The sequence below is a fragment of the Marinobacter salinus genome, from assembly GCF_001854125.1.
GTDB classification, from domain to species: Bacteria; Pseudomonadota; Gammaproteobacteria; order Pseudomonadales; family Oleiphilaceae; genus Marinobacter; species Marinobacter salinus.
The window spans coordinates 1188549-1210526 of record NZ_CP017715.1 but is presented as its reverse complement, the minus strand read 5'-3'; the positions used below and the strand labels follow the sequence as shown (position 1 = coordinate 1210526).

Genomic DNA, 21978 nt, shown 5'->3' with positions numbered 1-21978 from the left:
TCGGACAGGTTACTCCGTTGGCTTAAAGCCCTTTTTCCTTACCCGGTAATAGGCAACCGATGTAGCAACGTGGTTGCCTTCCTGATCGTGTAACAGTCCTTGCAGGGTGAATTTTGCCCTTCCGGTAGTATCCGCTTCCTGACGGATCCCCACTACCTCTTCCGGCGAAAGCGAGAATTCAACGGTAACATCGGAATTTGCCGGTTGCAGGAACTGCAGTGTCATTTCCTTGAGGATTGGAGTGTAGGCAGGCCCTAAATCAAACAGCGAAAGCACGCCACCGGGAATTTCGGCAACCAGGAAATAAGCCCCCGCGTACATACTTCCAAAGTGGTTCTTGTTTCCCTTCAGTTTAATTTTCGCCCGCACATAACCGGGACTGACTTCCTCCACACTGAAACCATTCCGCGGTGCAAAAGGGATGGAGAGGCCGATTATCCGGTTTACAGCAGCGTATCCACCGGTCTTTCTCAACCATGCCAGAGGCGTTGCCAGCGTCGCCTTGGGGTCGGTTCCTGCCACCCACTGCCCGGTGGCGCCAATAATGTTGTCGATAAGTGCCATAGCTGCGCCCTGCCCATTAGCCTGGTCATTAGAGAGTCCCGATCATTACAACCGCCCTGGCCGACTGCAATATTCTTTTACACTTTTTTTGATTGATTTTGCATTTGCCCTTCTTTTTTTGTTCTAAAGTGAGAGCACTCCGGGAATTACTGCCGGCAACAGACTGCCAGCGAAAAGGAAGGACTCTGAAGTTGCAACCATCCACTGCAAAGCCTTATGGCATGCCCGCACAACCCTGGGGGTGTCGCTCTCTTCTTCTGCTGATGATGATGGTCTGCTTTGGCGTGCTTCCGGGAACACATGCTACTGCGGATGAGACCCGTGATTACATCCTCTGGTATCGAAATTATGACAGCCCAGCGATTCGCGCCCTTGTCGAGCTGGCACTGGAGGAAACCCCCGAATACGGTCCGTTCCGGCTAATCAGAAGTGAGGAACTTAGTCAGGGTCGGGTCCTCAGGGAGCTCGCGCAGAGGCAATCGGGCCTGGTTGATATTGCCAATGTTGCAACGTCACCAGACAGAGAGACCTTTCTGACTCCGATACCTATCCCGGTTGACGGCGGCCTGCTTGGCTTTCGGGTCTGTGTCGTGCTCCCTGAGAACCTTGGTGACTTTGCGGGCATTCGTACGCTCGCCGACCTGAAACAGTCAGGGATACGCATTGGCCAGGGCGCTCACTGGCCAGACACACCTATTCTGGAATCCAACGGGATTGAGGTGGTGACCCACTCTCGCTATGAAATTCTGTTTGGAATGTTACGGAATGACCGGTTTGAATGTTTCGCCCGGGGAGTCAGCGAGGTTCTGTACGATCTTGAAGTGGAACACGACTCTCAGCTGGTGGTAGAACCAGACCTTTTGCTCGCATACCCCATGCCCTCATTTCTATTTGTGGGCCCGGAGGACCACGAAACCGCCCAGCGACTACAACTCGGTATGGAGCGCGCGATATACGATGGCCGTTTTGCCGAGTTTCTGAAAAACTATTATGGGCGTGCGGTTGAAATCCTCAACCTGCGCCGGCGACAGATTATTGCTCTTGAAAACCCGTTCCTCACTGGGGAATCCCTGAACATCGGGCGACTGGCACTCGAAAACCTTCGCCGCCGCCTCGACAGCCTGAGCGATTAAACTCTGAACCGGGATGCGTTCTGGTTCAGAGTATGACCGATGCTTTCAATATGTCCGCTGTAGACATCGTTTTCGCTGGCAGCGGCCGCAGCCTCCTGCCCCTGATCCGAAATGCGTGTAATCGACGAGTTAAGCTCCTCGGTAACGGACGTCTGTTCCTCGGAAGCCGTTGCGATCTGCGAAGTCATTTCACTGATGGATGTGATGGCATCGGCAACCCGGTTAAGCGCCTCCATTGCGTCCTGAGCCTTCTCCATACTGACGTTGGACACTGCGGTGGAGGCCTGCATGACATGAACCGCATCATTCGCGCCTTTCTGTAACCGCTCGATCATGTTGTTGATTTCTTCTGTGCTCGACTGGGTCCTCTGCGCCAGATTACGCACTTCGTCGGCAACAACCGCAAAGCCACGCCCTGCCTCCCCTGCCCGGGCAGCCTCTATCGCCGCGTTGAGCGCGAGCAGATTGGTTTGTTCAGCAATCCCCTGGATAACCTCCAGAACCGATGTAATGGAGGTAACATCCTTGCCGAGGGCATCGATCACCTGGGCTGCCGAATTGACTTCTTTGGACAGTTTCTGGACCGCATCCCGCGATGCCGCTACGGTTTCGAGCGAAGCGCGGCTATCACCATCAGCACTGTTGGCTGCATCGGCGGTCTGCTGGGCATTCTGTGCGATCTCGCCAGCGGCGGCAGACATTTCATTGATTGCAGTGGCGACCATATCAATCTCCGCCTGCTGGTTCTCAACGCTGCTGCGACTGGTTCGCGCGGTCTCCCGCAAAGATCGGACATTGCTGCCAAGCTCCTCACTGCCGCGCTGCACATCACTCACGACGGTCTGAATGTTTTCCACGAAGCGGTTGAAACTGCCCGCCAGTTGTCCGAATTCGTCCCGCGCACTGGCATCAAGCCGTTGTGTCAGATCAGCATCACCAGTACCGATGTCGGCCATTGCGGTATTCAGGCGCCTTAACGGAGCCATTAACACTTTAATGCCTAAATGCAGAACGATCAGAGACACGAGCAGACCAATCACCGCCATCACCAGCCCGGTAATCCTGGCACTTTGTACCGGGGCACTGATCTTATCGATGTTTACAAAGGTGCCGAGGTACCACTCAACGCCGCGTGCCTGCCTGATCGGGTAAAAGCTGGCGCTCCAGGAGGCCTCCTCCGTTTCATAAATATGGGCGGTTCCGTCCAGCCTGGGCGGCGTACCCACCAGACTTTTAATGTTTTTGCCGATCAGATCTTCGTTCGGGTGGAAAAGCACCATCCCCTGTTTATTGATCAGCGCAGCGTAACCGGTATCGGCCAGAGTGACCGTGGCAAGGGTCTTTTCAATGGCACCGAGGCCAATGTCAGCCCCGGCGACTCCTTCATACTCACCGCCCTTGACCGGGGCCAGGGTCGAAATGATGGTGTCATTGGTACTGGCATCCCTGTATGGCTCGGTGAAGGAGGCCTGGCCCAGACTCATGGCTTTTTTATACCAGGGGCGAACGCGGGGGTCGTAGTCAGCGGGGAGCGTGGCATTGGCCTCTTTCGACTTCATCAGCATGTAGCCATCAGTGCGCCCCACATAGACGTCACGAAACCCTCCTCCGGCTGTAATCGCCTGAAGAATCGTGCGTGCCTCCTCATCGTTCCCGGCCTTCTCCAGTGCTTTTGATGCGGCTTCGGTCAGTGCCAGGCGCGTGTTGAGCCATTCGGCAATGCTTGACGTACTCTGGGCCACCGTGTCGTCAATCAGAGCTTCAACGTAGGTGTTGGTGGTTTTTTGCAGTCGGAGATCGCCGGAAAGAGTGAACGCGCCCATGGCGAGCAGCAGGAGAATTCCGAAGGCGATCAGTAGTTTTTGACCGAAAGTGAGGTGCACAGTCTAGTCCTCTGGGAAGGGGCGTAGGTTGGCTTAGTCTCGAATGCGCAGGACGAGAATTCGCGCTTGATTTGATATCTGTTAACTTGCGTTTCGGCCTGTTGAGCGAAGTCTTTAATTCCTTCTGATAAACTCCTACGAAATAGCGACACGTACTGGTTTTTTATTTTCTTTTAAAGCGGGAGCCGACCTGAATGGCCCATGAAGAGCTTCATCTTAACCTCCGCAACCTGACCCTGGACGACTACGGCCAGCTTCAGACACTGATGGATCAGATTTATGACGACATCGGAGGCGCATGGCCCAAGGACACCATTGAGGCACTGGTTGAGCAGTTCCCCGATGGCCAGATCTGTATCGAGGACAACGGCCAGCTGGTAGCGGTGGCCCTGACTGTATGCGTTAAGTACGAGCGTTTCAGCAACCCGCACACCTACGATGACCTGATCCTCCGGAACGAGAAAATCTGGCACAACGCCGACGGCGACTCGCTCTACGGCCTTGATGTGTTTATTCACCCGGAATACCGCGGTTACAGGCTTGGCCGCCGTCTTTATGAGGCGCGGAAGGAACTTTGCCGTTCCATGAACCTGAGAGCGATTCTCGCCGGGGGCAGAATTCCAGGCTATTACAAGTATTCTGATCAATACTCGCCCGCCGAGTACATTGAACGAGTGGACCGCAAGGAGATCTACGATCCGATCCTGACTTTCCAGCTGTCCAATGATTTTCAAGTGACACGCCTGATGCACAAATACCTGCCAGAGGATGAAAAGTCCCTCGGGTATGCAACTCTCCTGGAGTGGCGAAATATTCTGTATACCCCGCCGTCCTCGGTGCTCAACGTCAAGAAGACGCAAGTACGCCTTGGCGCTGTTCAGTGGCAGATGCGTGAATTCACTTCTGTGGATGAAGTGCTAAAGCAAGTGGAGTACTTTGTTGACGCGCTTTCGGACTACAAGAGTGACTTCGCCCTGTTTCCGGAATTCTTCAACGCGCCTCTCATGGGCCTGACTGACCAGATGGACCAGACCCGGGCAATCCGCTTCCTGGCCGGGTTTACCGAGCAATTTCGGGACGAGATGTCCGAGATGGCTGTGAGTTACAACATCAACATCATTACCGGATCCATGCCTCTGCTCGAAAATGACCGGGTGTATAACGTTTCCTACCTGTGCCATCGCGACGGCCGGGTGGACGAGCAACGCAAGATTCACATTACGCCCCACGAACGCCGCGACTGGGTGATTGAAGGCGGCACCGATTTCGAGGTGTTCGATACCGATGCCGGCCGGGTGGCGATCATGATCTGCTACGACATCGAGTTTCCGGAGCTCGGCAGGATTGCAGCTAGCCAGGAGGTAGACATTATCCTGGTTCCGTTCTGGACAGACACGAAGAACGGTTATCTCCGGGTGCGTCATTGTGCCCAGGCCAGAGCCATTGAAAACGAATGCTATGTGGTCATTACCGGCAGTGTCGGAAACCTTCCGAAAGTTGAAAATCTGGACGTCCAGTACGCCCAGTCTTCCGTATTTTCACCGTCGGACTTTGCGTTCCCTCACGATGCGGTGATGGCGGAAACAACACCGAACACGGAAATGATCATGTTCTCCGACATGGATCTTGAGAAACTCAAGCTGGTTCGCAACGAAGGGTCTGTTACCAATCTGAAAGATCGCCGTGTTGATATGTACGAACTGAGAAAAAAGTGAAACAGCTCTTTTTTTGAGTAGTAAAAGTGTTGAAAAACTGCCTGAGGGCATGAGCGTAGGATACTGAAGACGTTGTCAAACTATGAATCAGTGTCTATTGTTTAAACAATATCCAGTCCGCCTTGGGTCAGGTGGGTTGAAGTGGATACGGAAATCACCAGAGATATAATGTCAATGAATGAAGAACTGCCGGATTTAGTTGCACGTTTCCGCGTGAAAAAAGGCCTTTTCCGAAAAGAGTTGGTGGAAGCGACTCTATTTGAGCTGGACACTTTTGGCTGTGTAATGAAAACAGATAAGGTTTTTGAACCCGGCGATTCCGTTGTGCTGGAATTGGTGATGGATATGCCGTTCGACGAAATCCGGGCCGAAGGTGTTTCCGGCCTCGTGACCGAACGAAGAAAACATTGCAGCAACTTCTTCTACTCCATTGATTTTGTTGCATTAAGCTCTGATGAGAGCTCGCCGCTCTCTGAAAAATTGCGCCGAATACGCGAAGTGCTTACCAAGAAACAATCGTTGAAATCAAGGCGTTCCCCCGGGGCCGCAGCCGGCTTCCGGCAGTTGGCCTGATCGTTCGTTGTCGTTACCACCCCCGCATCAAGGAGATATTCTATGGCTAAGAAAGCCAAGCAAAATGTTGATAAGGTCGTCAAAAAGGTGAACAAAGAATTCGAAAAGACTTCCACCCAGATCGAGAGCCTTATCAGCGACGCACTCAAACAGTTCGACAGCCTGCAGCACCAGATTCAGGATCCGGTGCGTAAGCTGCTCAAAGAAGTGGATGAGCTCCGTGACCGTGAAATGAAACGTTTCAACGAAGAGTTCGAGCGCCGCATGAACGAATTCCACGAGCTTCAGAGCAGTATCCTGGAACGCTTGGGGATGGCATCCAAGGAAGCTGGTAAGGAAGTGAAAAAGCTGACAGACGAAGTCAGTAAAGAAGCAACCACCGCTGCCAAGAAAGCCGCGCCCAAAACAACTGCGAAAAAGACTTCGGCCAAGAAAGCACCTGCCAAGAAGACAGCTGCCAAGAAGTCCACACCCAAGGTGGCAAAGCCGGTGGACAAGAGCAATCTGACTCTGGTTAAGGGTATCGGCCCTGCAACCGCCAAGAAGATGAAAGATGCCGGCATTACGTCCATCGACCAGATTGCCAATCCGTCCGAGGCCGATCAGGAAAAACTGAAGGCATTTTCCGGTGTAAAGGGATTTGACCAGTTCAGCGCTGAAGCCAAGAAAATCAACTGATGCGAACGCCCGACCAGCCTGTTTTACGGGACATAGTCCTGATTGGCGGTGGGCACAGCCACGTTGGGGTACTCAAGCGGTTCGCCATGAACCCGGTCCCCGGCGTGCGCCTGACCCTGATCTGCCGTGATACCCACACACCCTACTCCGGAATGCTGCCTGGCTATGTCGCGGGCCATTACAGCTACGACGACGTCCACATCGATTTGAGTAAGCTCGCAGAATATGCCGGTGCGCGCTTTTATCGGGACGAAGCCGTTGGTATTGACCGGGACCGGAAGCGGGTCCTGTGTCGAAACCGGCCTGACGTTCCCTACGACATTCTGTCGGTCAACATCGGGTCGTCACCTCGCGTGAAAGATGTTGAGGGTGCTTCCGAGTATGCCGTTCCAGTAAAGCCTATAACCGGCTTCAACAATCGTTGGCTCACCCTGCTTTCGCGTATCGAAAATCACGATGGGCCGCTCACTATCGCCATTGTAGGGGCCGGTGCTGGCGGGGTTGAGTTGACGCTGGCAATGCAATTCCGCCTGCAAAACGAACTGAAACAGCGCGGTAAAGATCCTGATCAATTGCACTTTCACCTTTTTGACGCGGCGGATGAGATTCTTCCTACTCACAACGCCAAGGTTCGCGAGGTTTTCCGTAAAGCGCTTTCAGACCGTGGCGTAAAAATTCATCTGGGCGCCCCCGTCAAAAAGGTTGAGCAAGGTCTCTTGATGACCGATTCCGGAGAAAGCCTTCAGGCGGACGAAGTGTTATGGGTGACCAGAGCCGGCGGGCCGCCATGGCTTGCAGATACTGGCCTCGCACTTGATGACGGCCTGTTCATTCGTGTCCGGGATACTCTGCAGACCGAGAATGACGACAGTATTTTTGCGGCGGGTGATATTGCGAATGTGATTAACCACCCCCGGGAAAAGGCCGGTGTTTTTGCCGTTCGTCAGGGGCGCCCTCTCGCGGATAACCTCAGGCGTGTGGCACTCGGAAAACCAGCAAAAGATTTCCACCCCCAAAAGAAATGGCTGGCACTGATCAGCACCGGCAACAAGTTTGCGGTTGCTTCCCGAGGCGAGATGCAGTTCGCCGGTGCGCTGGTATGGCGCTGGAAAGACTGGATCGATCGACGATTCATGAGAAAGTTTACGGACCTTCCGGCCATGGAAGACGACGCCAAGCTGCCTGATACCGGCGCCGCCCAAAACCCGGAAGAAGCCTCTCAGGCCATCTCAGCCGTTGCCATGCGTTGCGGAGGCTGTGGCGCAAAAGTGGGAAGCACAGTGCTATCCCGCGCCTTGGGTGAACTGAAGCCCATCGAACGAGACGACATTATCATCGGTTTACACGCGCCGGATGACGCAGCTGTCCTTCGGGTTCCGCCCGGCAAGGCCGTTGTTCACACGGTGGACTTCTTCCGCGCCTTCATCGACGACCCCTACGTATTTGGTCAGGTGGCAGCGAATCACAGCCTCGGGGACGTGTTTGCCATGGGCGCGGAAGCCCAGAGTGCGACCGCAGTCGCGACCGTGCCGTACGGAATTGAATCAAAAGTGGAGGATGTTGTCTTCCAGATGATGTCCGGTGCAGTAGACGTGCTCAATGAGGCCGGCTGCGCACTGGTTGGGGGTCACACGGGAGAAGGCAAGGAGCTTGCACTGGGTTTTGCCGTGAACGGACTGATTGATCCTGAAGAAGTGATGAGCAAGGGTGGTCTTCGTGCCGGTGATGTCCTGATCCTGACCAAGCCGATAGGCACCGGGACTCTGTTTGCCGCGCACGCACGCCTCGCTGCGCGGGGCCGCTGGATTGATACTGCCCTCGCCTCAATGATCCAGTCCAACAAACTGGGCGCAGAATGCCTTCGCAGGTATGGTTCCAGGGCCTGCACGGATGTCACCGGTTTTGGACTGCTGGGACATCTTGTCGAAATGACCCGGCCCTCCGGTGTCGATGCCGAACTGGACCTCTCTGCAATCCCTGTCTTGCCAGGTGCCGAAGAAACATCCGCAGCGGGTATTCTGAGTTCATTGCAGCCTGCTAACATCCGGCTGCGGCGCGGTATCCGCGACCAGGAAAACTGGGTTAACCACCCAAGGTATCCCCTGATTTTTGACCCCCAGACGGCCGGCGGGCTTCTGGCCAGTGTTTCCGCTGACCAGGCAGAGGCCTGTGTCCGGGAGTTAAGGGCGTTGGGCTATCCTCACACGGCCGTTATTGGCAGGGTAATGGCCCAGGATATGGAAGGCGCAATCGAGCCCGTCTCTCTAAAAGACTAACCTCTCAATTCCCCAAATGACCCTGCCTCTGGCGCGGGCAGCGCTGTATAGCCAACGCCAGTGCCCGCTCCAGGGCATGGCGTTCGTTCTCGGGCGTAAACTTCGGAGCAAGTTCATCCACCTGGTGCGCCAGTTTTTTGAGAAAAGACGGATCGCTCTCCGCTCTGCGGAGTAAGGCCGCCAGTGTGTGCTCGTCGCCCACCGGATAGTAGCCTTCGTAGTCATCGCCAAGAAGCCCCTGGTTGCCGGGAATATCCGAGGCAATAACGGGCAAACCAGCGCGGCAGGCTTCGGACACCACATTGGCCCCGCCTTCCATGATGGAGCTGATCACCATCAGCCGGCTGTCCACCATCAATTTTTTCAGTTCGGGCTTCTCCAACTCCCCAAGCCATTGAAACCTTGAATTCTCGCGCATCTCCTTTTCGGCTGCATTCTGCCATTGGCTGTTGTGGGGTTTTCCGACGCAGATGACCTGTATCCGGGAAACCAAGGGCAGCAACCTTGCCGCCAACGCCGCCCGGAGAGAATCTTTCTCATCCCGAAGGTGCCCTATCACACAAATCCGGAATGGTGCTCCATCCTCGGCCTCAATCGGCTCTCGAAGGCCGACATCGGCGGACTGAAAAACAGTCACAAGCTTGCTGGAATATTGCAGGGGGATGTCCTGGACCACCAGATCGTGTAAACCAATCAGCACATCTGCGGCGTCCATGGCGGCAAGGGTTTCTCGCGGGTATTTCTTCTGGTGATAATAGATGTCGGTGCCCGTCAGTGCCACAACAAGGGGAGTCGATGGCCAACAGCGGCGGAAGGATTGAATCGCCCCATGGCTGCGCCACGCGTGAAGTGCCACGAATGCGTCACAGGGCTCTCCGTGGTACTCGGTCATCACACTTACCCGATGCCCTTCGCCTTCGAGCAACCATTTCCAGCGCTCTGCCGTGGCACGATTCCCCGCTTTGGAGCCGGGAGCCGCCGGTGTAATGATTATAATTTCCATGAATCCCTCAAAACGCCGGGTGGTGTGCATTTAACGCGGAGGCTGAGCCAAATATACACGCAAATCGTATAGCTGTTCAGAGTTAGAGTGAATCAAGGTATCCTTTGTCGGCAAGGATCCCAACACATGCGCTCCACCATTCAAATAACCTCCCAAATGCAAGGAAATCAAATGACTCTGAAGCTTATACGGAACATGATGCTTTCCAGTCTTTTCCTGGTTGCAGCTACCTCCGCAGCGGCGGAAACCTTCGTTTTCACGGCCATTCCGGACGAAGATGAAACCAAACTGGTTGAACGCTTTAAAGGCGTAGCGGACTACCTGTCTGAACAGCTTGATGTGGACGTTCGCTATATCCCGGTGAAATCTTATGCGGCAGCCGTATCGGCATTCCGCAACAACCAGGTTCAGCTGGCATGGTTTGGCGGTCTTTCCGGCGTGCAGGCCCGTCGACTGGTCCCTGGTTCTGAGGCCATTGCTCAAGGCGTCGAAGACGAAGCCTTCCAGACCTACTTTATTGCCAATAGCAGCACCGGGATCGAACCGGCCGCCGACTTTTCGGAGTTGGAAGATGTGCTCAAAGGCAAAACCTTTACTTTTGGGTCCAAAGGTTCAACCTCAGGTCGGCTGATGCCGGAATTCTACGTTCGGGAAACCTTTGGTGAGCAGCCGGATGATTTCTTCTCTCGCGTGGGCTTCAGTGGCAACCACACCCGTACCTTGCGCCTGGTTGAAGCAGGCACATACGAGGTTGGTGCTCTGAATTTTCAGGTATGGCAGAAAGAACTTGAGGCCGGCAACATAGATACCTCCGCCGTGCAGGTCATTTGGGAAACACCGGCCTATCCCGATTATCAGTGGACAATCCGTGGCGACGTAAATGAGCGCTTCGGAGAAGGCTTCAAGGATCGTGTCAAGCAAGCTCTGCTGAGTCTGGACGATAACGCCCTGCTTGAGAGCTTCCCACGCTCAGGATTTATCCCTGTAACCAACGACGCCTACGAGCCTATTCGGAAGACCGCGCAAGAGATTGGAATCCTCGATTAATGTCCGCTTTCGATCTCTCTGGTCTTACTGCGTCTTACGGAGGAGAGCGGGTCATCGGCCCGCTCTCTCTTTCCGTCAAACAGGGAGAACATATTGCGCTGGTGGGTAAAAGCGGCGCTGGCAAGTCGACCCTGGTGCGGCTCATCCATGAACGGGTAAACCGGGATTCGTCTCTTGTTCCCCAGGAACTGGGGCTGGTAAACGCGCTGCCGGTTTTTCACAACGTTTTTATGGGGCAACTGGACCGGCATTCTGTCTGGTACAACACCTGGACACTGATTCGGCCTTTTATGTCGGACAAGGAGAAGGTCAGGGAGTTATTGCAGGATCTGGGAATGTCCGAAAAACTCTGGATTCCGACACTGTCCCTTTCAGGCGGTCAACGGCAGCGAGTTGCGATCGCGCGGGCATTGTTCCGCAATGCCAGCCTCCTGCTTGCCGACGAGCCTGTCTCCGCCCTGGACGGCCCCATGGCGCACCTTGTCATGAAGCGTCTTTCCGACGGGTTTAACACCAGTGTCATTGCGCTTCATGACGTTGATCTGGCGTTATCTTACTGCAACCGTATAGTGGGTCTTGAGGACGGTCAGATAGCTCTGGACGATACCAGCGACCGTCTGACCGCGACTGACATCATGTCTCTCTACTAGGCAAACGGCTGATTCATGTTTTCTTCTCCCACGGTCAGAACCAGCCTGATTTTCCTTGCCATTGCGGTGGTGGGGCTCTTTTTTGCGGACATGTCCATCACCGCCTCCAATCCTTGGCGTGATCTCGGCAACTTCTTTCTGGGCGTGGTAACGCCGGACTTTTTCAGTTCCGAAGGTCTGATGACCGCCCTGCTCCGCACCGTTGCATTTGCATTCGTGGGTGTGGCGCTGGGGAGCGCCTCCGGGTTTCTGTTGTCACTGGTTTACCGTTTTCTGCCAGTGCGGCTTTTTTGTGCCTTTATCCGCGCCATTCATGAGCTCTTCTGGGCACTCATCTTTCTTCAGTTCTTCGGCTTTCACCCGCTGACTGGGGTATTGGCCATTGCTATTCCGTACGCAGGCATTTTCGCCAAAGTGTATTCCGAGATTCTGGACGAGACCGATCCTCAACCAGGCCGCTTGCTGCCACCAGGCTCAGGTCTAATTTCGGCGTTTCTGTACACGCGAATTCCGGATTGCTGGGTACAGTTAAGGACTTACACCGCCTACCGGCTTGAGTGCGGCTTGCGCTCCAGCGCCATCCTTGGCTTCGTTGGTCTGCCAACACTGGGTTTCTATCTTGAGGCATCTTTCTCACAGGGGAACTACTCGGATGCCGGCGCCATGCTCATCCTCTTCTATGTACTGATCGCAACCATTCCTTTGTGGGTCAAACCCAAGCTCCTGCCGGTTTATGTGCTCGGTGCGCCGTTTTTCCTGGGAGATGGGCTGCCCATTGTCTGGGGTAACGTCGCTCGCTTTTTTACTCAGGACATCGTACCCAGTCCGATTCGCAACGGGGAGGGTGTCTCAGGGCTTTTACCCTGGTTCAATGATCTGATGGTCAATGAAGCACTACCTGGCATCTGGAATACCGTGGTCCTTACCCAGATTGCGCTGGTGGCGACGGGGATCATTACCCTTCTGGCATTTCCGCTGATTTCCAATCATTTTGGCGGCCCTGTCAGACGGACGTCCGGGCATGTGCTGCTGGTCATCGCCCGCTCCACACCAGAATACATTCTTGCCTATATCCTGTTGCAGCTTTGGGGGCCCTCGATGTTGCCCGCCGTGGTTGCACTTGCGCTGCATAATGGCGGAATAATCGGGCACCTCATCGGCCGCCAGACCAACTCGATCCACCTGCGGCCCGATGCACCAATAGGCTTTAATCGGTACTCCTGGGAACTGGTACCCAGAGTGTACCGCTCATTCCTGGCCTTCCTGTTTTACCGGTGGGAAATTATCATGCGGGAAACAGCGATTCTCGGGATTCTGGGCATTTACACCCTGGGTTTCTACGTCGACAGCGCCATTCAGAACATTCGGTTTGACCGCGCCATGATGCTGATTCTTATCACCGCTCTGCTCAACATTGGCATTGATGCACTGGGGCGTTACATTCGCCGCAGGCTCGCCCTTCAGACCATGCCAACCTGCTAACGCTGCATGAGCTGACTACTGCCAACGGATTTATTTGACAGCGGGAGACGACGCACTTTCCAGAGCCCAGTCAGTGCCCAGAGCGACCGATTCCGCCTGATCTGGCTGATCCGCCGGCGCACCCTCAATCACGGGTTTGGAAAAGCCACCTTCTTCCGTGTTTTCCATGGATTCAACATCCACTGAACGGACCGTATAGGTCGTACCGCCGGAAACCACCCTGGCCCGATGGGTCAGGCCGAATACGAATCGGCAATAATCCAGCTTGAGCTGAGTCAGATCCTGTTCTGCTTTGCGAATCTTGCGCAACAACACTTTCTGAACACTGTCTCCGTAATCCATCGAGTCTTCCCTGGAGTTGCCCGTAGGTTTCAAAGAGTTTACACAATACTGGCCCGTTGTCAGCTCCGGACGGCATCGGTTTTGAGGCTGTTCACAAGCTCTGTGCCTGGAACACGAGGTTTACCGGCACACCCTCAATCGGTGTTTGCCCTTGCTGCAAATCAATACGCCAGATCATATCGGAACCGGTACTACAAATTGGCGCTGTGAAGCGGGCGGTAAATACCCGGCCAGTCTCGCGAGCCAGCGGCACCGGGTACTCTCCCATATACATAGACTCTCCACGCAATACCGCAAGAAGGCGCTCCGGGGCACCCGTCGCAGTGATGGTAAGCCGGTATTCAATGCCCTGCCCGCTGTCGCCCAGCACCGTAAGTTCAGCCCGCCATTGATCCGGACCTATTGTCCACTCACAGGGACCCGCCAGCAGATTGCAGTCTCTTTTCTCAGGCTGTTCCGCGCCATTTTCGATCGTGCTCAGCAAGCGCGGCCCAAAAACTGAAAGCGAAAGCAACCCAAGGATCAATCCTACAACCAGAAATGGACGTAACATACCGTACCTCAAACATGCCAAAGCGGCATTATGGGGATAATCCGCACTCAGGCAAAGCTTTCTAAACCGGCGCCAGTCATGAGAAAATACCGCGCCTCCGTATTTGACCCATTTAAAGACAGGACACGCCCGTGCAGCCGGATATTTCCGTAAAGCACCTCAGCAAGGTTTATGGCGACGGTTTCCAGGCCCTCAAAGACATCAACCTGGAAATTACCCGAGGTGAAATCTTTGCTCTCCTTGGCCCCAATGGTGCCGGTAAGACCACGTTGATCAGTATCATCTGCGGTCTTGTAAATCTCTCCAGTGGTGACGTAAAAGCCGCTGGATACGATATTGTGAAGGATTACCGCAAGGCCCGCGAGTCCATCGGTCTTGTGCCTCAGGAACTGAATACCGATTCCTTCGAGACAGTCTGGGATGCGGTTTCTTTTAGCCGGGGACTTTTCGGCAAGCCCCCCAAACCCAGTCATATCGAAAAAATTCTGAGGGACCTCTCCCTTTGGGACAAACGAGATAAGCGCATTATGTCGCTTTCCGGAGGTATGAAGCGCAGGGTGATGATCGCCAAGGCCTTATCCCATGAACCCCAGATTCTGTTCCTCGACGAACCGACCGCAGGTGTTGATGTCGAGCTTCGCCGCGACATGTGGGAAATGGTGCGTAAACTGAGAGAAAACGGCGTCACCATTATTCTCACGACCCACTACATCGAAGAAGCCGAGGAGATGGCGGATCGTATCGGGGTGATCCGTCAGGGCGAAATCATCCTGGTGGAAGACAAGACCCAGTTGATGAGCAAGCTCGGAAAAAAAGAGCTTCGGCTTCACCTTCAGAGCCGGCTTGAGCAGCTCCCCGGCGAACTGACCCTCGAGCCCATTGAGTTGTCTGAAGACGGCTACGAGCTGATTTACACCTTTGACTCCCAGCAGGAGCAGGCCGGAGTGGCCCGATTGCTCCGCACCCTGGGTGATCTTGGCATTGACTACCGCGACCTGCAGACTCGCGAAAGCTCCCTGGAAGAGATTTTTGTCGGCCTGGTGCACGAACAAGCCCGCTGACTTTTTGGAGAAAGGCATGAACCTTTACGGCGTCCGCGCAATCTACAAGTTTGAAATGGCCCGCATGAAACGCACGGTGATGCAGAGTGTGTTGTCACCGGTGATTTCCACATGTCTGTACTTCGTGGTGTTTGGCTCGGCGATTGGCTCCCGCATGGGTGACATCGACAATATCAGCTATGGAGCCTACATAATTCCCGGGCTGGTGATGCTCTCGTTGCTCATGCAAAGCATTTCCAACGCGTCCTTCGGGATCTACATGCCGAAGTTCTCGGGCACCATCTACGAAGTGCTTTCGGCACCGGTCTCATACGTTGAAGTGGTTCTGGGCTATGTGGGCGCGGCGGCAACCAAGTCGGTGATTCTTGGCCTCATCATCCTGGCAACCGCCAGTCTGTTCGTGGATTACAGTGTGCTCCACCCTTTCTGGATGGTCTCCTTCCTGGTGCTCACTTCCATCACCTTCAGTCTCTTTGGCTTCATTATCGGAATCTGGGCGGATGGCTTCGAAAAGCTGCAGATAGTGCCCATGATGATTGTCACGCCACTGGTGTTCCTGGGAGGTACCTTTTACTCCATCGATATGCTGCCCGAGATCTGGCAGACCATCAGCCTGTTCAATCCCGTTGTTTACCTGATCAGTGGTTTTCGGTGGGCGTTTTACGGCGTTTCGGACGTGCACATTGCAATCAGTGTCGGCATGACTCTCGTGTTTCTGACTGCGTGTATGCTGGCAATATGGTGGATCTTTAAAACCGGCTACCGGCTACGTTCATGAACGGGTTCCGCCGGGCTCTGCGGCTCACCACGCTGCTTCTCTCAGCAGCTCTGGCTTCGGCCTGTTCCGCGGATTCCGTCGTTCCCCAGCCCAGGCTGCCGACCACCACGGCTTGTTTTGTGACGAATCAAAAAACAATCCCCGTGACCCTCGAGATCGCCCGGGAATTCGAGCAGCGCCAGAAAGGCTTGATGGGTCGAACCGTCATGCCACCAGAGGCTGGTATGCTGTTTGTATACCAGCGGCCGCAAAGCGCAAATCACGGGTTCTGGATGTACAACACCCTGATCCCCCTGGATATCGGATATGTGGCTGAAAACGGTGTCATAGGAAGCATCCGGAAGATGGCGCCTTGCACATCGTCGAGGGGCAGCAACTGCCCAACCTACCCGGCAGGCGTGGAGTTCACCTTCGCCGTCGAGATGAACGACGGGTTCTTTGCAGAGAACGGCATAACCGTGGGCAATCGGCTACTCCTGGGCGAATCGAACTGCGCGGCAGACTGATCAGCTGTCTTTCCATTCCGGCTTGCGCTTGTCCAGAAACGCACAGATACCTTCCTGGGCATCATTTGCCTGCATGTTGTCTGCCATCACCTTCGAGGTTAACTCGTAGGCATCCGCCAACGGCATTTCCAATTGACGGTAAAACGCCTCCTTGCCGATTTTGAGGGTATGACCCGATTTGTCCGCAACAGTGCGCGCCATGCCGTAGACCGTTTCGTCCAGCACCTGTTCATCCACTGCCCGGTTCACCAAACCTATTTCCGCGGCCCGTGCGGCGCTGATCATCTCACCAGTCAGCAACATCTCCATCGCATGTTTGCGGGATACATTGCGAGACAGAGCCACCATCGGCGTTGAGCAGAATAGCCCGATATTTACGCCCGGCGTGGCAAACCGTGCGGTATCCGCAGCAATGGCCAGATCGCAACTTGCCACCAACTGACACCCGGCCGCCGTGGCCACGCCCGCAACCCGGGCGATGACCGGCTTGGGCAGGTTAACAATCTGCTGCATGACCTTGCTGCACTGGTTAAACAGCGCAAGCTGGAATTCATGACTAGCAAACTGCTCACGGACTTCCCTCAGATCGTGGCCGGCACAGAACACACGCCCAGCGGATGCCAGAACAACCACCCGTGTTTCAGCCTCGTCGGCGACCAGGGACAGTTCTTCGGAGAGCGCCTCCAGCATGGCCATTGAGAGACTGTTCCGGCGTTCGGGTTGATTCAGAGTGAGAGTCGTAACCCCGTTTTCTGAGTACTTTCTGACCAGTGGTTCGCCTGTCGTCGTCATAACGGCTCCCTTCTTCCGCCGAGATTGTGTTGTACTGATTCGTCATTTCAGTATTAACCAGGGCTGTGGGCATGTCGAAGCGACTTTTGTAGGATGCTCAGAGATTTGACTGCAAGGTTGTGATCATTCACAAAGGAACGTCGGTATAAACTCTAGCCAGACGCGTAACCGGGAAAAGACATCGATGTCCAGATCCAAACAACTACGTCGCGAACTCGAAAAGCACATGGCCGAGGCCGACTCCTACGAGCATTGGTACGCCGCTGCCGAGAAGCTCGACGAGCTGGACGGGAACCTCTCCTGGCGTGAAGAAGACGGTAGCGACCTGTTGCATGAAACTCTCATTCGCGAGCACATGGATGCCATGCGAAAGTGTCGGAAACAGGGGGATTCCCGGGGTCTGATACGGGTTTTGCAGGAGAGCCTGTACCGGCATCTTGGCGAGCTCGCCAATCCGGATCTGTACGTTGTTGCCTGGACTGGCACCAAGTACCTCGTGAGTGAATTTCTGGATGAAGTGGAACATTCCATGAACTTCATCTGCGATCACGACATGCCTGGCGTCACAGCGGAACAGAAACTGCACCTGTTCAGGGATGCGGAGCGGGTTTACGGGCAACCGGCGCTCATGCTCAGTGGTGGCGCCGCTTTCGGCATCTATCACATCGGCGTGACCCGCGCGCTCTGGCAGCAGCGCCTGCTACCCGATGTGATCGCCGGGTCCAGTATGGGGGCGATTGTGGCGGGCGCCATCTGCACCCGCAACGAGGCCGATCTCGAGCGGTTTTTCAATGAACCCGGTGAAATTCAGCGGGACGCATTCTTTTGGCTGGAACCGGCGAGAATCTGGCGCAAGCGCCACGCCATGGACCAGACCAAGCTTCTTGAGCATATTCGCGCCAACATCGGGAGCATGAGTTTCCGAGAGGCTGAGGAGATCAGTGGCCGAACCCTCAACATCTCAGTCTCACCCACACGAACTCTTCAGAAGCCACGCCTGCTGACCGCCCTGAGTTCCCCGGAAGTGCTGGTAGACTCGGCAATTCTTGCTTCCTGTGCCGTACCCGGTGTTTACCCTCCGGTGACCCTTCAGGCCAGGTTTTCCGAGAAGGGAAAAAACGACGCCAAACCCTATATGCCATCAGAACGCTGGATCGACGGAAGCGTACACGGCGATCTGCCACTGATGCGGATGGCGAGGCTGCACAACGTGAACCGCACGATTGTCAGCCAGGCAAATCCTCACGTGGTCCCATTCATCAGTCATCATCACCAGCGTGGCCCCGGGATAACGGCAAAAAAGGCGGTGACCTCACTTATGCACGCACAGCTGGCGACCGCCCTGCAGCTTACCCGAAGTGCCTCTTTATCCGTCGTCCGGCCACTGCTGGAACAGGCTTACGCCATGACAACCCAGACCTATCTTGGCGATATCAACATCCATTTTCCGTTCCGCCCGTTGCTGTATCCTAAACTGCTGGCCAACCCAAGCCGGGAAGACCTGGACATGTTCATCCGTATCGGAGAACAGGCCACCTGGCCTCGGCTTCCCATGATCCGCGACCAGACCCGAATCAGCCGAACGTTTTCCAACTGCATTACCCGGCTCAAACACGCATGCCAGGGACACCGGGCCGGAACGGAGTAACCTCTTGCAAAAAACCCGTATCAAGGGGCTGACCATTGCTGCGCTGGGCGTCCTGTTTATTACGCCGGACGCCCTGCTGGTGAAAATCACCTCCGTGAAACCGGAAGTCTTCCTGTTTTGGCGGGGAGTGCTGCTTGCCATCAGCTTCTACGCTATCAGTTGGCTACGCTATCGAACGGGCCTGGCACAGGAAATACGGCATTGTGGCTGGAAAGGACTGTTTTGTGCCGGAGCGTTCGCCGTGAGCACTCTGGGATTTGTGATGGGCATGAAAAATACCGCCGCCGGCAACGTGCTCGTGATTCTAAACACAGCGCCCGTCATCGCGGCCCTGATTGCCTGGCTGATCTGGAAGGAAACCCTGCCTCTGAGAACCTGGGTAATTATCGTGGTATGCGTGACCGGCGCTACCATCATGGCCATTGGAGAATGGGGCCGTGGTGACCCTTTCGGCCTGGTAATGGCAGCCGTTGCAGCCATCGCCCTGGCCTCAAACCTCAACGTCGCCCGATCAAAGCCGGGGGCGGATATGAGTGTCATGCTCATGTTCGGCGCCCTGGCCCTGGCCGGCGTCGCAGCCCTTGCCGGAGGCGCCCAGATTCCCGACGCCCGAGACAGCTTTTTCATTGCCCTGCTCTGCCTCGTTTTCCTGCCCGTGGCCTGCATCCTCATCCAGATAGGCCCCCGCTACATTCCAGCCGCCGAAGTCAGCCTGATGCTGCTGCTGGAAACCGTGGTGGGATCCTTCCTGGTCTGGCTCTTCCTGAACGAAGTCCCGCCGGCACTCAGCCTTATTGGCGGAGTCATTGTGTTCTCGGCATTGGCCAGCCATGGCTGGATTGAGGTTCGGAGATATCGTTTGTCAGTGAGGAAGCTGGGCTAATGGTGCTCCGGGCCGGAATCGAACCGGCACGACCGTGAGGTCGAGAGATTTTAAGTCTCTTGTGTCTACCAATTTCACCACCGGAGCATCGGAGGGAGGTTTGGACGGGCAGAATTGTATAAGGGCACGTCCAGTAACGCAATTCTGATTCTTTTTCCCGCCTGGAGTCAGGTTCCTGCCGGCTTTACAGCCCTGCCCTTATAGATGTAACCGGCGATTTTGGGCGCTTTCGGGATGTACAGGTTTTCCAGCTCAGTAATCTCGAATCCCGCATGTCTAATCAGGTCCGCGATATGGCGGTTCAGGTGGCAACCGCCGGCCAGCTTTTTCCAGCCAGGGGTTATCCGATGCTGCCACTTCTGTGTGCCGTTGTCTGGCGATTCGCCGTGCTCCAGGAACAAAAGCTCGCCGCCCGGTTTGAGTACGCGCTTCATTTGCTCAAGGGCAGTGTGCCAGTCCGGAATGGTGCACAGAGTAAAGGTCAGCAATACGGTGTCCACGCTTTCATTGTCCAGCGGTATTTTTTCACCCGGCAAATCCAGCCATTCGACCCGGACCGGTGACCGGGAGAGGTTTGGCAGTGCCTTCCGGCGCATGCCATCCGAAGGCTCCAGGCCGTACACCATGTCGACTTTGTCTGAATCGTAGAACTCCAGGTTAATTGCCGAGCCCATGCCCACCTCAAGGACGGTGCCCCGGGCGTGTGGGACCACCTGGCTTCGGAGCTTCATAACCTGGCCCATAGAGCATGCGCGATCTATGATGTGAGGGAGTATTCTGTCTTCGTAAAAGCTCATCGTCATTACCATAATTGTTTTAAATCAAGGGTGCGACAATCTGCCCTATCGGATTCGCCCATGTTTTAAGTAGCATGGCAACCATCTGCCGGTAATAACAACATACAAGATGAGCCTAGGCAGCGGCCGAACGGGAACCTTGTCCCGTTTATTGTGATGTGTGGTTTACCGGAGGGTTCCCATGGAACTAGATCCTCTCATCTTATCGCGAATCCAGTTCGCGTTCGTGGTGTCATTTCACGCCATTTTCCCGGTATTTACTATCGGTCTTGCTTCCTATATTGCTGTGCTCGAAGGGCTCGCCTTCAAAACCGAGAACCCGGCGTGGATCAAGCTTTCCGCGTTCTGGACGAAAGTGTTTGCGGTGGTCTTCGGCATGGGCGTAGTGTCCGGCATTGTCATGTCGTTTCAGTTTGGCACCAACTGGAGCAACTTTGCCCAGGCAACGGCAAACTACCTGGGGCCCATTCTGAGTTATGAGGTGGTCACGGCCTTCTTCCTGGAAGCCGCATTCCTCGGGGTACTGCTGTTCGGGCGGGACAAGGTGCCGGCGGGCCTGCACCTGTTCGCAGCGATCATGGTGGCAACGGGTACCTTCATTTCCTCTTTCTGGATTCTCTCGGCCAACAGCTGGATGCAAACTCCGGCTGGATTTGAACTGCGTGAAGGCGTGTTCCATGTCACTTCCTGGAGCGAGGCCATCTTCAACCCGTCCTTCCCGTACCGTTTCCTGCATATGGCACTGGCTTCCTTCCTCACTGGCGGCTTCGTGGTCGCAGGTGTCAGTGCCTGGTATCTGTTGCTTGGACGGGAAGTGGAAGCCAACCGCAAGGCCCTTTCCATGTGTCTGTGGTTACTGCTTTTTATTGCACCGGCGCAGCTGGTCGTGGGGGATTTTCACGGCCTGAACACGCTGGAACACCAGCCCACCAAAGTGGCTGCGATGGAAGGCAACTGGGAAACGTCGCGCAATGTGCCGCTCCTGCTGTTTGCGATTCCGGATCAGGAAAACCAGCGAAATCTATACGAGATCGGCATTCCCAGCCTGGCCAGCATGATTCTGACCCACGAGTGGGACGGCGAAGTGCCGGGCCTGAAGGACGTGCCGGTTGAAGAGCAGCCCCCGGTGGCCATTGTGTTCTGGTCATTCCGGGTGATGGTGGCGCTGGGCATGCTGATGATTGCGTTTGCCGTTGCAGGCCTGTTCCTGCGGGCGGGTGGTCGTTTCGCACGAAATACCTGGTTCCTCCAGGGCCTGCGGTTCATGAGTATTGCCCCGTTCTTTGCCGTGCTCAGTGGCTGGTTCGTGACGGAGGTTGGCCGCGCACCTTGGTTGGTCTACGGCATCATGAGCCAGGCGGAGTCGGTCACACCCTCCCTGACAGGGGGTATGGCGCTGTTTACGCTTATCGGCTACATCGTGGTCTACGCCATGGTGTTCTCTGCCGGCGTGTACTACCTCATGCGGGTGCTGTACGTCGGGCTGGAAGATCGGCATGACGAAGAAGACCACGAAGCGGAACGCCCGGCACGGCCGCTCTCTGCGGCTCACGTGCCATTCGAATACGGCGAAGAAAAGCGCAGCACTCCGGCCAACCAGGGAGGTCACTGATT

General features: G+C 55.3%; 21 protein-coding genes and 1 tRNA gene. 14 read left to right on the top strand and 8 right to left on the bottom strand.

What is annotated here, in order from left to right:
- Window positions 1-9 precede the first annotated feature (9 nt).
- Window positions 10-564, bottom strand: a complete 555-nt coding sequence (locus BKP64_RS05565) for a YiiD C-terminal domain-containing protein (RefSeq protein ID WP_070967063.1) — start codon at window positions 562-564, stop codon at window positions 10-12.
- A gap of 191 nt (window positions 565-755) precedes the next feature.
- Between BKP64_RS05565 and BKP64_RS05560 the strand changes: the two genes are divergently transcribed.
- Window positions 756-1697, top strand: coding sequence for a hypothetical protein (locus BKP64_RS05560; RefSeq protein WP_227515511.1), 942 nt, complete (start codon window positions 756-758; stop codon window positions 1695-1697).
- Here BKP64_RS05560 and BKP64_RS05555 read toward each other — a convergent pair.
- On the bottom strand, window positions 1694-3580 hold the full coding sequence (locus BKP64_RS05555; RefSeq protein WP_070967059.1) for a methyl-accepting chemotaxis protein: 1887 nt from the start codon (window positions 3578-3580) through the stop codon (window positions 1694-1696). The genes BKP64_RS05560 and BKP64_RS05555 overlap by 4 nt on opposite strands.
- Before the next feature lie 194 nt (window positions 3581-3774).
- On the opposite strand from BKP64_RS05555, the gene BKP64_RS05550 reads away from it, so the two are divergent.
- From BKP64_RS05550 to selD, 4 genes are all read left to right on the top strand, one after another.
- Window positions 3775-5295 carry a bifunctional GNAT family N-acetyltransferase/carbon-nitrogen hydrolase family protein gene (locus BKP64_RS05550; RefSeq protein ID WP_070967056.1) on the top strand — a complete coding sequence of 507 codons (1521 nt, stop codon included), beginning with the start codon at window positions 3775-3777 and terminating at the stop codon, window positions 5293-5295.
- Window positions 5296-5469: 174 nt separating this feature from the next.
- Window positions 5470-5868 carry a hypothetical protein gene (locus tag BKP64_RS05545; protein WP_070967054.1) on the top strand — a complete coding sequence of 133 codons (399 nt, stop codon included), beginning with the start codon at window positions 5470-5472 and terminating at the stop codon, window positions 5866-5868.
- A 42-nt stretch (window positions 5869-5910) separates the two neighbouring features.
- Window positions 5911-6546 (top strand): helix-hairpin-helix domain-containing protein, encoded by a 636-nt coding sequence (locus BKP64_RS05540; protein ID WP_070967051.1) that lies wholly within the window; start codon window positions 5911-5913, stop codon window positions 6544-6546.
- On the top strand, window positions 6546-8822 hold the full coding sequence (gene selD, locus BKP64_RS05535; protein WP_070967049.1) for a selenide, water dikinase SelD: 2277 nt from the start codon (window positions 6546-6548) through the stop codon (window positions 8820-8822). The genes BKP64_RS05540 and selD overlap by 1 nt, the downstream gene beginning before the upstream one ends.
- Before the next feature lie 4 nt (window positions 8823-8826).
- Here the strand turns inward: selD and senB are convergent, their stop codons facing one another.
- Window positions 8827-9825: a selenoneine biosynthesis selenosugar synthase SenB gene (gene senB, locus BKP64_RS05530; RefSeq protein ID WP_070967047.1), complete on the bottom strand. Its 999-nt coding sequence runs from the start codon at window positions 9823-9825 to the stop codon at window positions 8827-8829.
- A gap of 171 nt (window positions 9826-9996) precedes the next feature.
- Between senB and BKP64_RS05525 the strand changes: the two genes are divergently transcribed.
- From BKP64_RS05525 to BKP64_RS05515, 3 genes are read left to right on the top strand one after another with little or no spacing between them, the layout of a single operon-like run.
- Window positions 9997-10872, top strand: a complete 876-nt coding sequence (locus BKP64_RS05525; RefSeq protein WP_198402651.1) for a putative selenate ABC transporter substrate-binding protein — start codon at window positions 9997-9999, stop codon at window positions 10870-10872.
- Window positions 10872-11522 carry a phosphonate ABC transporter ATP-binding protein gene (locus tag BKP64_RS05520; RefSeq protein ID WP_070967044.1) on the top strand — a complete coding sequence of 217 codons (651 nt, stop codon included), beginning with the start codon at window positions 10872-10874 and terminating at the stop codon, window positions 11520-11522. The genes BKP64_RS05525 and BKP64_RS05520 overlap by 1 nt, the downstream gene beginning before the upstream one ends.
- Window positions 11523-11537: 15 nt before the next feature.
- Window positions 11538-13004: a PhnE/PtxC family ABC transporter permease gene (locus BKP64_RS05515; RefSeq protein ID WP_070967041.1), complete on the top strand. Its 1467-nt coding sequence runs from the start codon at window positions 11538-11540 to the stop codon at window positions 13002-13004.
- A 30-nt stretch (window positions 13005-13034) separates the two neighbouring features.
- Here BKP64_RS05515 and BKP64_RS05510 read toward each other — a convergent pair whose 3' ends face one another.
- On the bottom strand, window positions 13035-13346 hold the full coding sequence (locus tag BKP64_RS05510; RefSeq protein ID WP_070967038.1) for a hypothetical protein: 312 nt from the start codon (window positions 13344-13346) through the stop codon (window positions 13035-13037).
- 91 nt (window positions 13347-13437) lie between these two features.
- On the bottom strand, window positions 13438-13899 hold the full coding sequence (locus tag BKP64_RS05505; RefSeq protein ID WP_070967036.1) for a hypothetical protein: 462 nt from the start codon (window positions 13897-13899) through the stop codon (window positions 13438-13440).
- Window positions 13900-14030: 131 nt separating this feature from the next.
- Here BKP64_RS05505 and BKP64_RS05500 point away from each other — a divergent pair, with 131 nt between their 5' ends.
- From BKP64_RS05500 to BKP64_RS05490, 3 genes are read left to right on the top strand one after another with little or no spacing between them, the layout of a single operon-like run.
- On the top strand, window positions 14031-14960 hold the full coding sequence (locus BKP64_RS05500) for an ABC transporter ATP-binding protein (RefSeq protein WP_070967033.1): 930 nt from the start codon (window positions 14031-14033) through the stop codon (window positions 14958-14960).
- Window positions 14961-14976: 16 nt separating this feature from the next.
- Entirely contained in the window at window positions 14977-15738 is a 762-nt protein-coding gene (locus tag BKP64_RS05495) for an ABC transporter permease (RefSeq protein WP_070973571.1), read from the top strand.
- Entirely contained in the window at window positions 15735-16244 is a 510-nt protein-coding gene (locus BKP64_RS05490) for a DUF192 domain-containing protein (protein ID WP_070967031.1), read from the top strand. Before BKP64_RS05495 ends, BKP64_RS05490 begins: the two co-directional genes overlap by 4 nt.
- Here the strand turns inward: BKP64_RS05490 and BKP64_RS05485 are convergent, their stop codons facing one another.
- A complete protein-coding gene (locus tag BKP64_RS05485; protein WP_070967028.1) occupies window positions 16245-17036 on the bottom strand; it encodes an enoyl-CoA hydratase in 792 nt (263 codons plus the stop codon).
- A gap of 184 nt (window positions 17037-17220) precedes the next feature.
- Here BKP64_RS05485 and BKP64_RS05480 point away from each other — a divergent pair, with 184 nt between their 5' ends.
- Window positions 17221-18684, top strand: coding sequence for a patatin-like phospholipase family protein (locus tag BKP64_RS05480; RefSeq protein WP_070967024.1), 1464 nt, complete (start codon window positions 17221-17223; stop codon window positions 18682-18684).
- Window positions 18685-18688: 4 nt separating this feature from the next.
- The gene (locus tag BKP64_RS05475; protein ID WP_070967021.1) at window positions 18689-19567 is read left to right on the top strand and encodes a DMT family transporter; all 879 of its coding nucleotides are present in this window, start codon (window positions 18689-18691) and stop codon (window positions 19565-19567) included.
- Here the strand turns inward: BKP64_RS05475 and BKP64_RS05470 are convergent.
- Window positions 19568-19654: transfer RNA gene (locus BKP64_RS05470), tRNA-Leu, on the bottom strand.
- Between the two features lie 80 nt (window positions 19655-19734).
- Window positions 19735-20364: a class I SAM-dependent methyltransferase gene (locus BKP64_RS05465; RefSeq protein WP_070967018.1), complete on the bottom strand. Its 630-nt coding sequence runs from the start codon at window positions 20362-20364 to the stop codon at window positions 19735-19737.
- 181 nt (window positions 20365-20545) lie between these two features.
- On the opposite strand from BKP64_RS05465, the gene BKP64_RS05460 reads away from it, so the two are divergent.
- On the top strand, window positions 20546-21976 hold the full coding sequence (locus BKP64_RS05460; RefSeq protein WP_070967016.1) for a cytochrome ubiquinol oxidase subunit I: 1431 nt from the start codon (window positions 20546-20548) through the stop codon (window positions 21974-21976).
- Window positions 21977-21978 lie beyond the last annotated feature (2 nt).

Coding starts and splice junctions, on each gene's coding strand:
- BKP64_RS05485 (WP_070967028.1), bottom strand. CDS start 17,036: ATGACGACGACAGGCGAACCACTGGTCAGAAAGTACTCAGAAAACGGG.
- senB (WP_070967047.1), bottom strand. CDS start 9,825: ATGGAAATTATAATCATTACACCGGCGGCTCCCGGCTCCAAAGCGGGG.
- BKP64_RS05490 (WP_070967031.1), top strand. CDS start 15,735: ATGAACGGGTTCCGCCGGGCTCTGCGGCTCACCACGCTGCTTCTCTCA.
- BKP64_RS05505 (WP_070967036.1), bottom strand. CDS start 13,899: ATGTTACGTCCATTTCTGGTTGTAGGATTGATCCTTGGGTTGCTTTCG.
- BKP64_RS05495 (WP_070973571.1), top strand. CDS start 14,977: ATGAACCTTTACGGCGTCCGCGCAATCTACAAGTTTGAAATGGCCCGC.
- BKP64_RS05465 (WP_070967018.1), bottom strand. CDS start 20,364: ATGAGCTTTTACGAAGACAGAATACTCCCTCACATCATAGATCGCGCA.
- BKP64_RS05550 (WP_070967056.1), top strand. CDS start 3,775: ATGGCCCATGAAGAGCTTCATCTTAACCTCCGCAACCTGACCCTGGAC.
- BKP64_RS05525 (WP_198402651.1), top strand. CDS start 9,997: ATGACTCTGAAGCTTATACGGAACATGATGCTTTCCAGTCTTTTCCTG.
- BKP64_RS05520 (WP_070967044.1), top strand. CDS start 10,872: ATGTCCGCTTTCGATCTCTCTGGTCTTACTGCGTCTTACGGAGGAGAG.
- BKP64_RS05565 (WP_070967063.1), bottom strand. CDS start 564: ATGGCACTTATCGACAACATTATTGGCGCCACCGGGCAGTGGGTGGCA.
- BKP64_RS05480 (WP_070967024.1), top strand. CDS start 17,221: ATGTCCAGATCCAAACAACTACGTCGCGAACTCGAAAAGCACATGGCC.
- BKP64_RS05460 (WP_070967016.1), top strand. CDS start 20,546: ATGGAACTAGATCCTCTCATCTTATCGCGAATCCAGTTCGCGTTCGTG.
- BKP64_RS05545 (WP_070967054.1), top strand. CDS start 5,470: ATGAATGAAGAACTGCCGGATTTAGTTGCACGTTTCCGCGTGAAAAAA.
- BKP64_RS05540 (WP_070967051.1), top strand. CDS start 5,911: ATGGCTAAGAAAGCCAAGCAAAATGTTGATAAGGTCGTCAAAAAGGTG.
- BKP64_RS05510 (WP_070967038.1), bottom strand. CDS start 13,346: ATGGATTACGGAGACAGTGTTCAGAAAGTGTTGTTGCGCAAGATTCGC.
- BKP64_RS05515 (WP_070967041.1), top strand. CDS start 11,538: ATGTTTTCTTCTCCCACGGTCAGAACCAGCCTGATTTTCCTTGCCATT.
- selD (WP_070967049.1), top strand. CDS start 6,546: ATGCGAACGCCCGACCAGCCTGTTTTACGGGACATAGTCCTGATTGGC.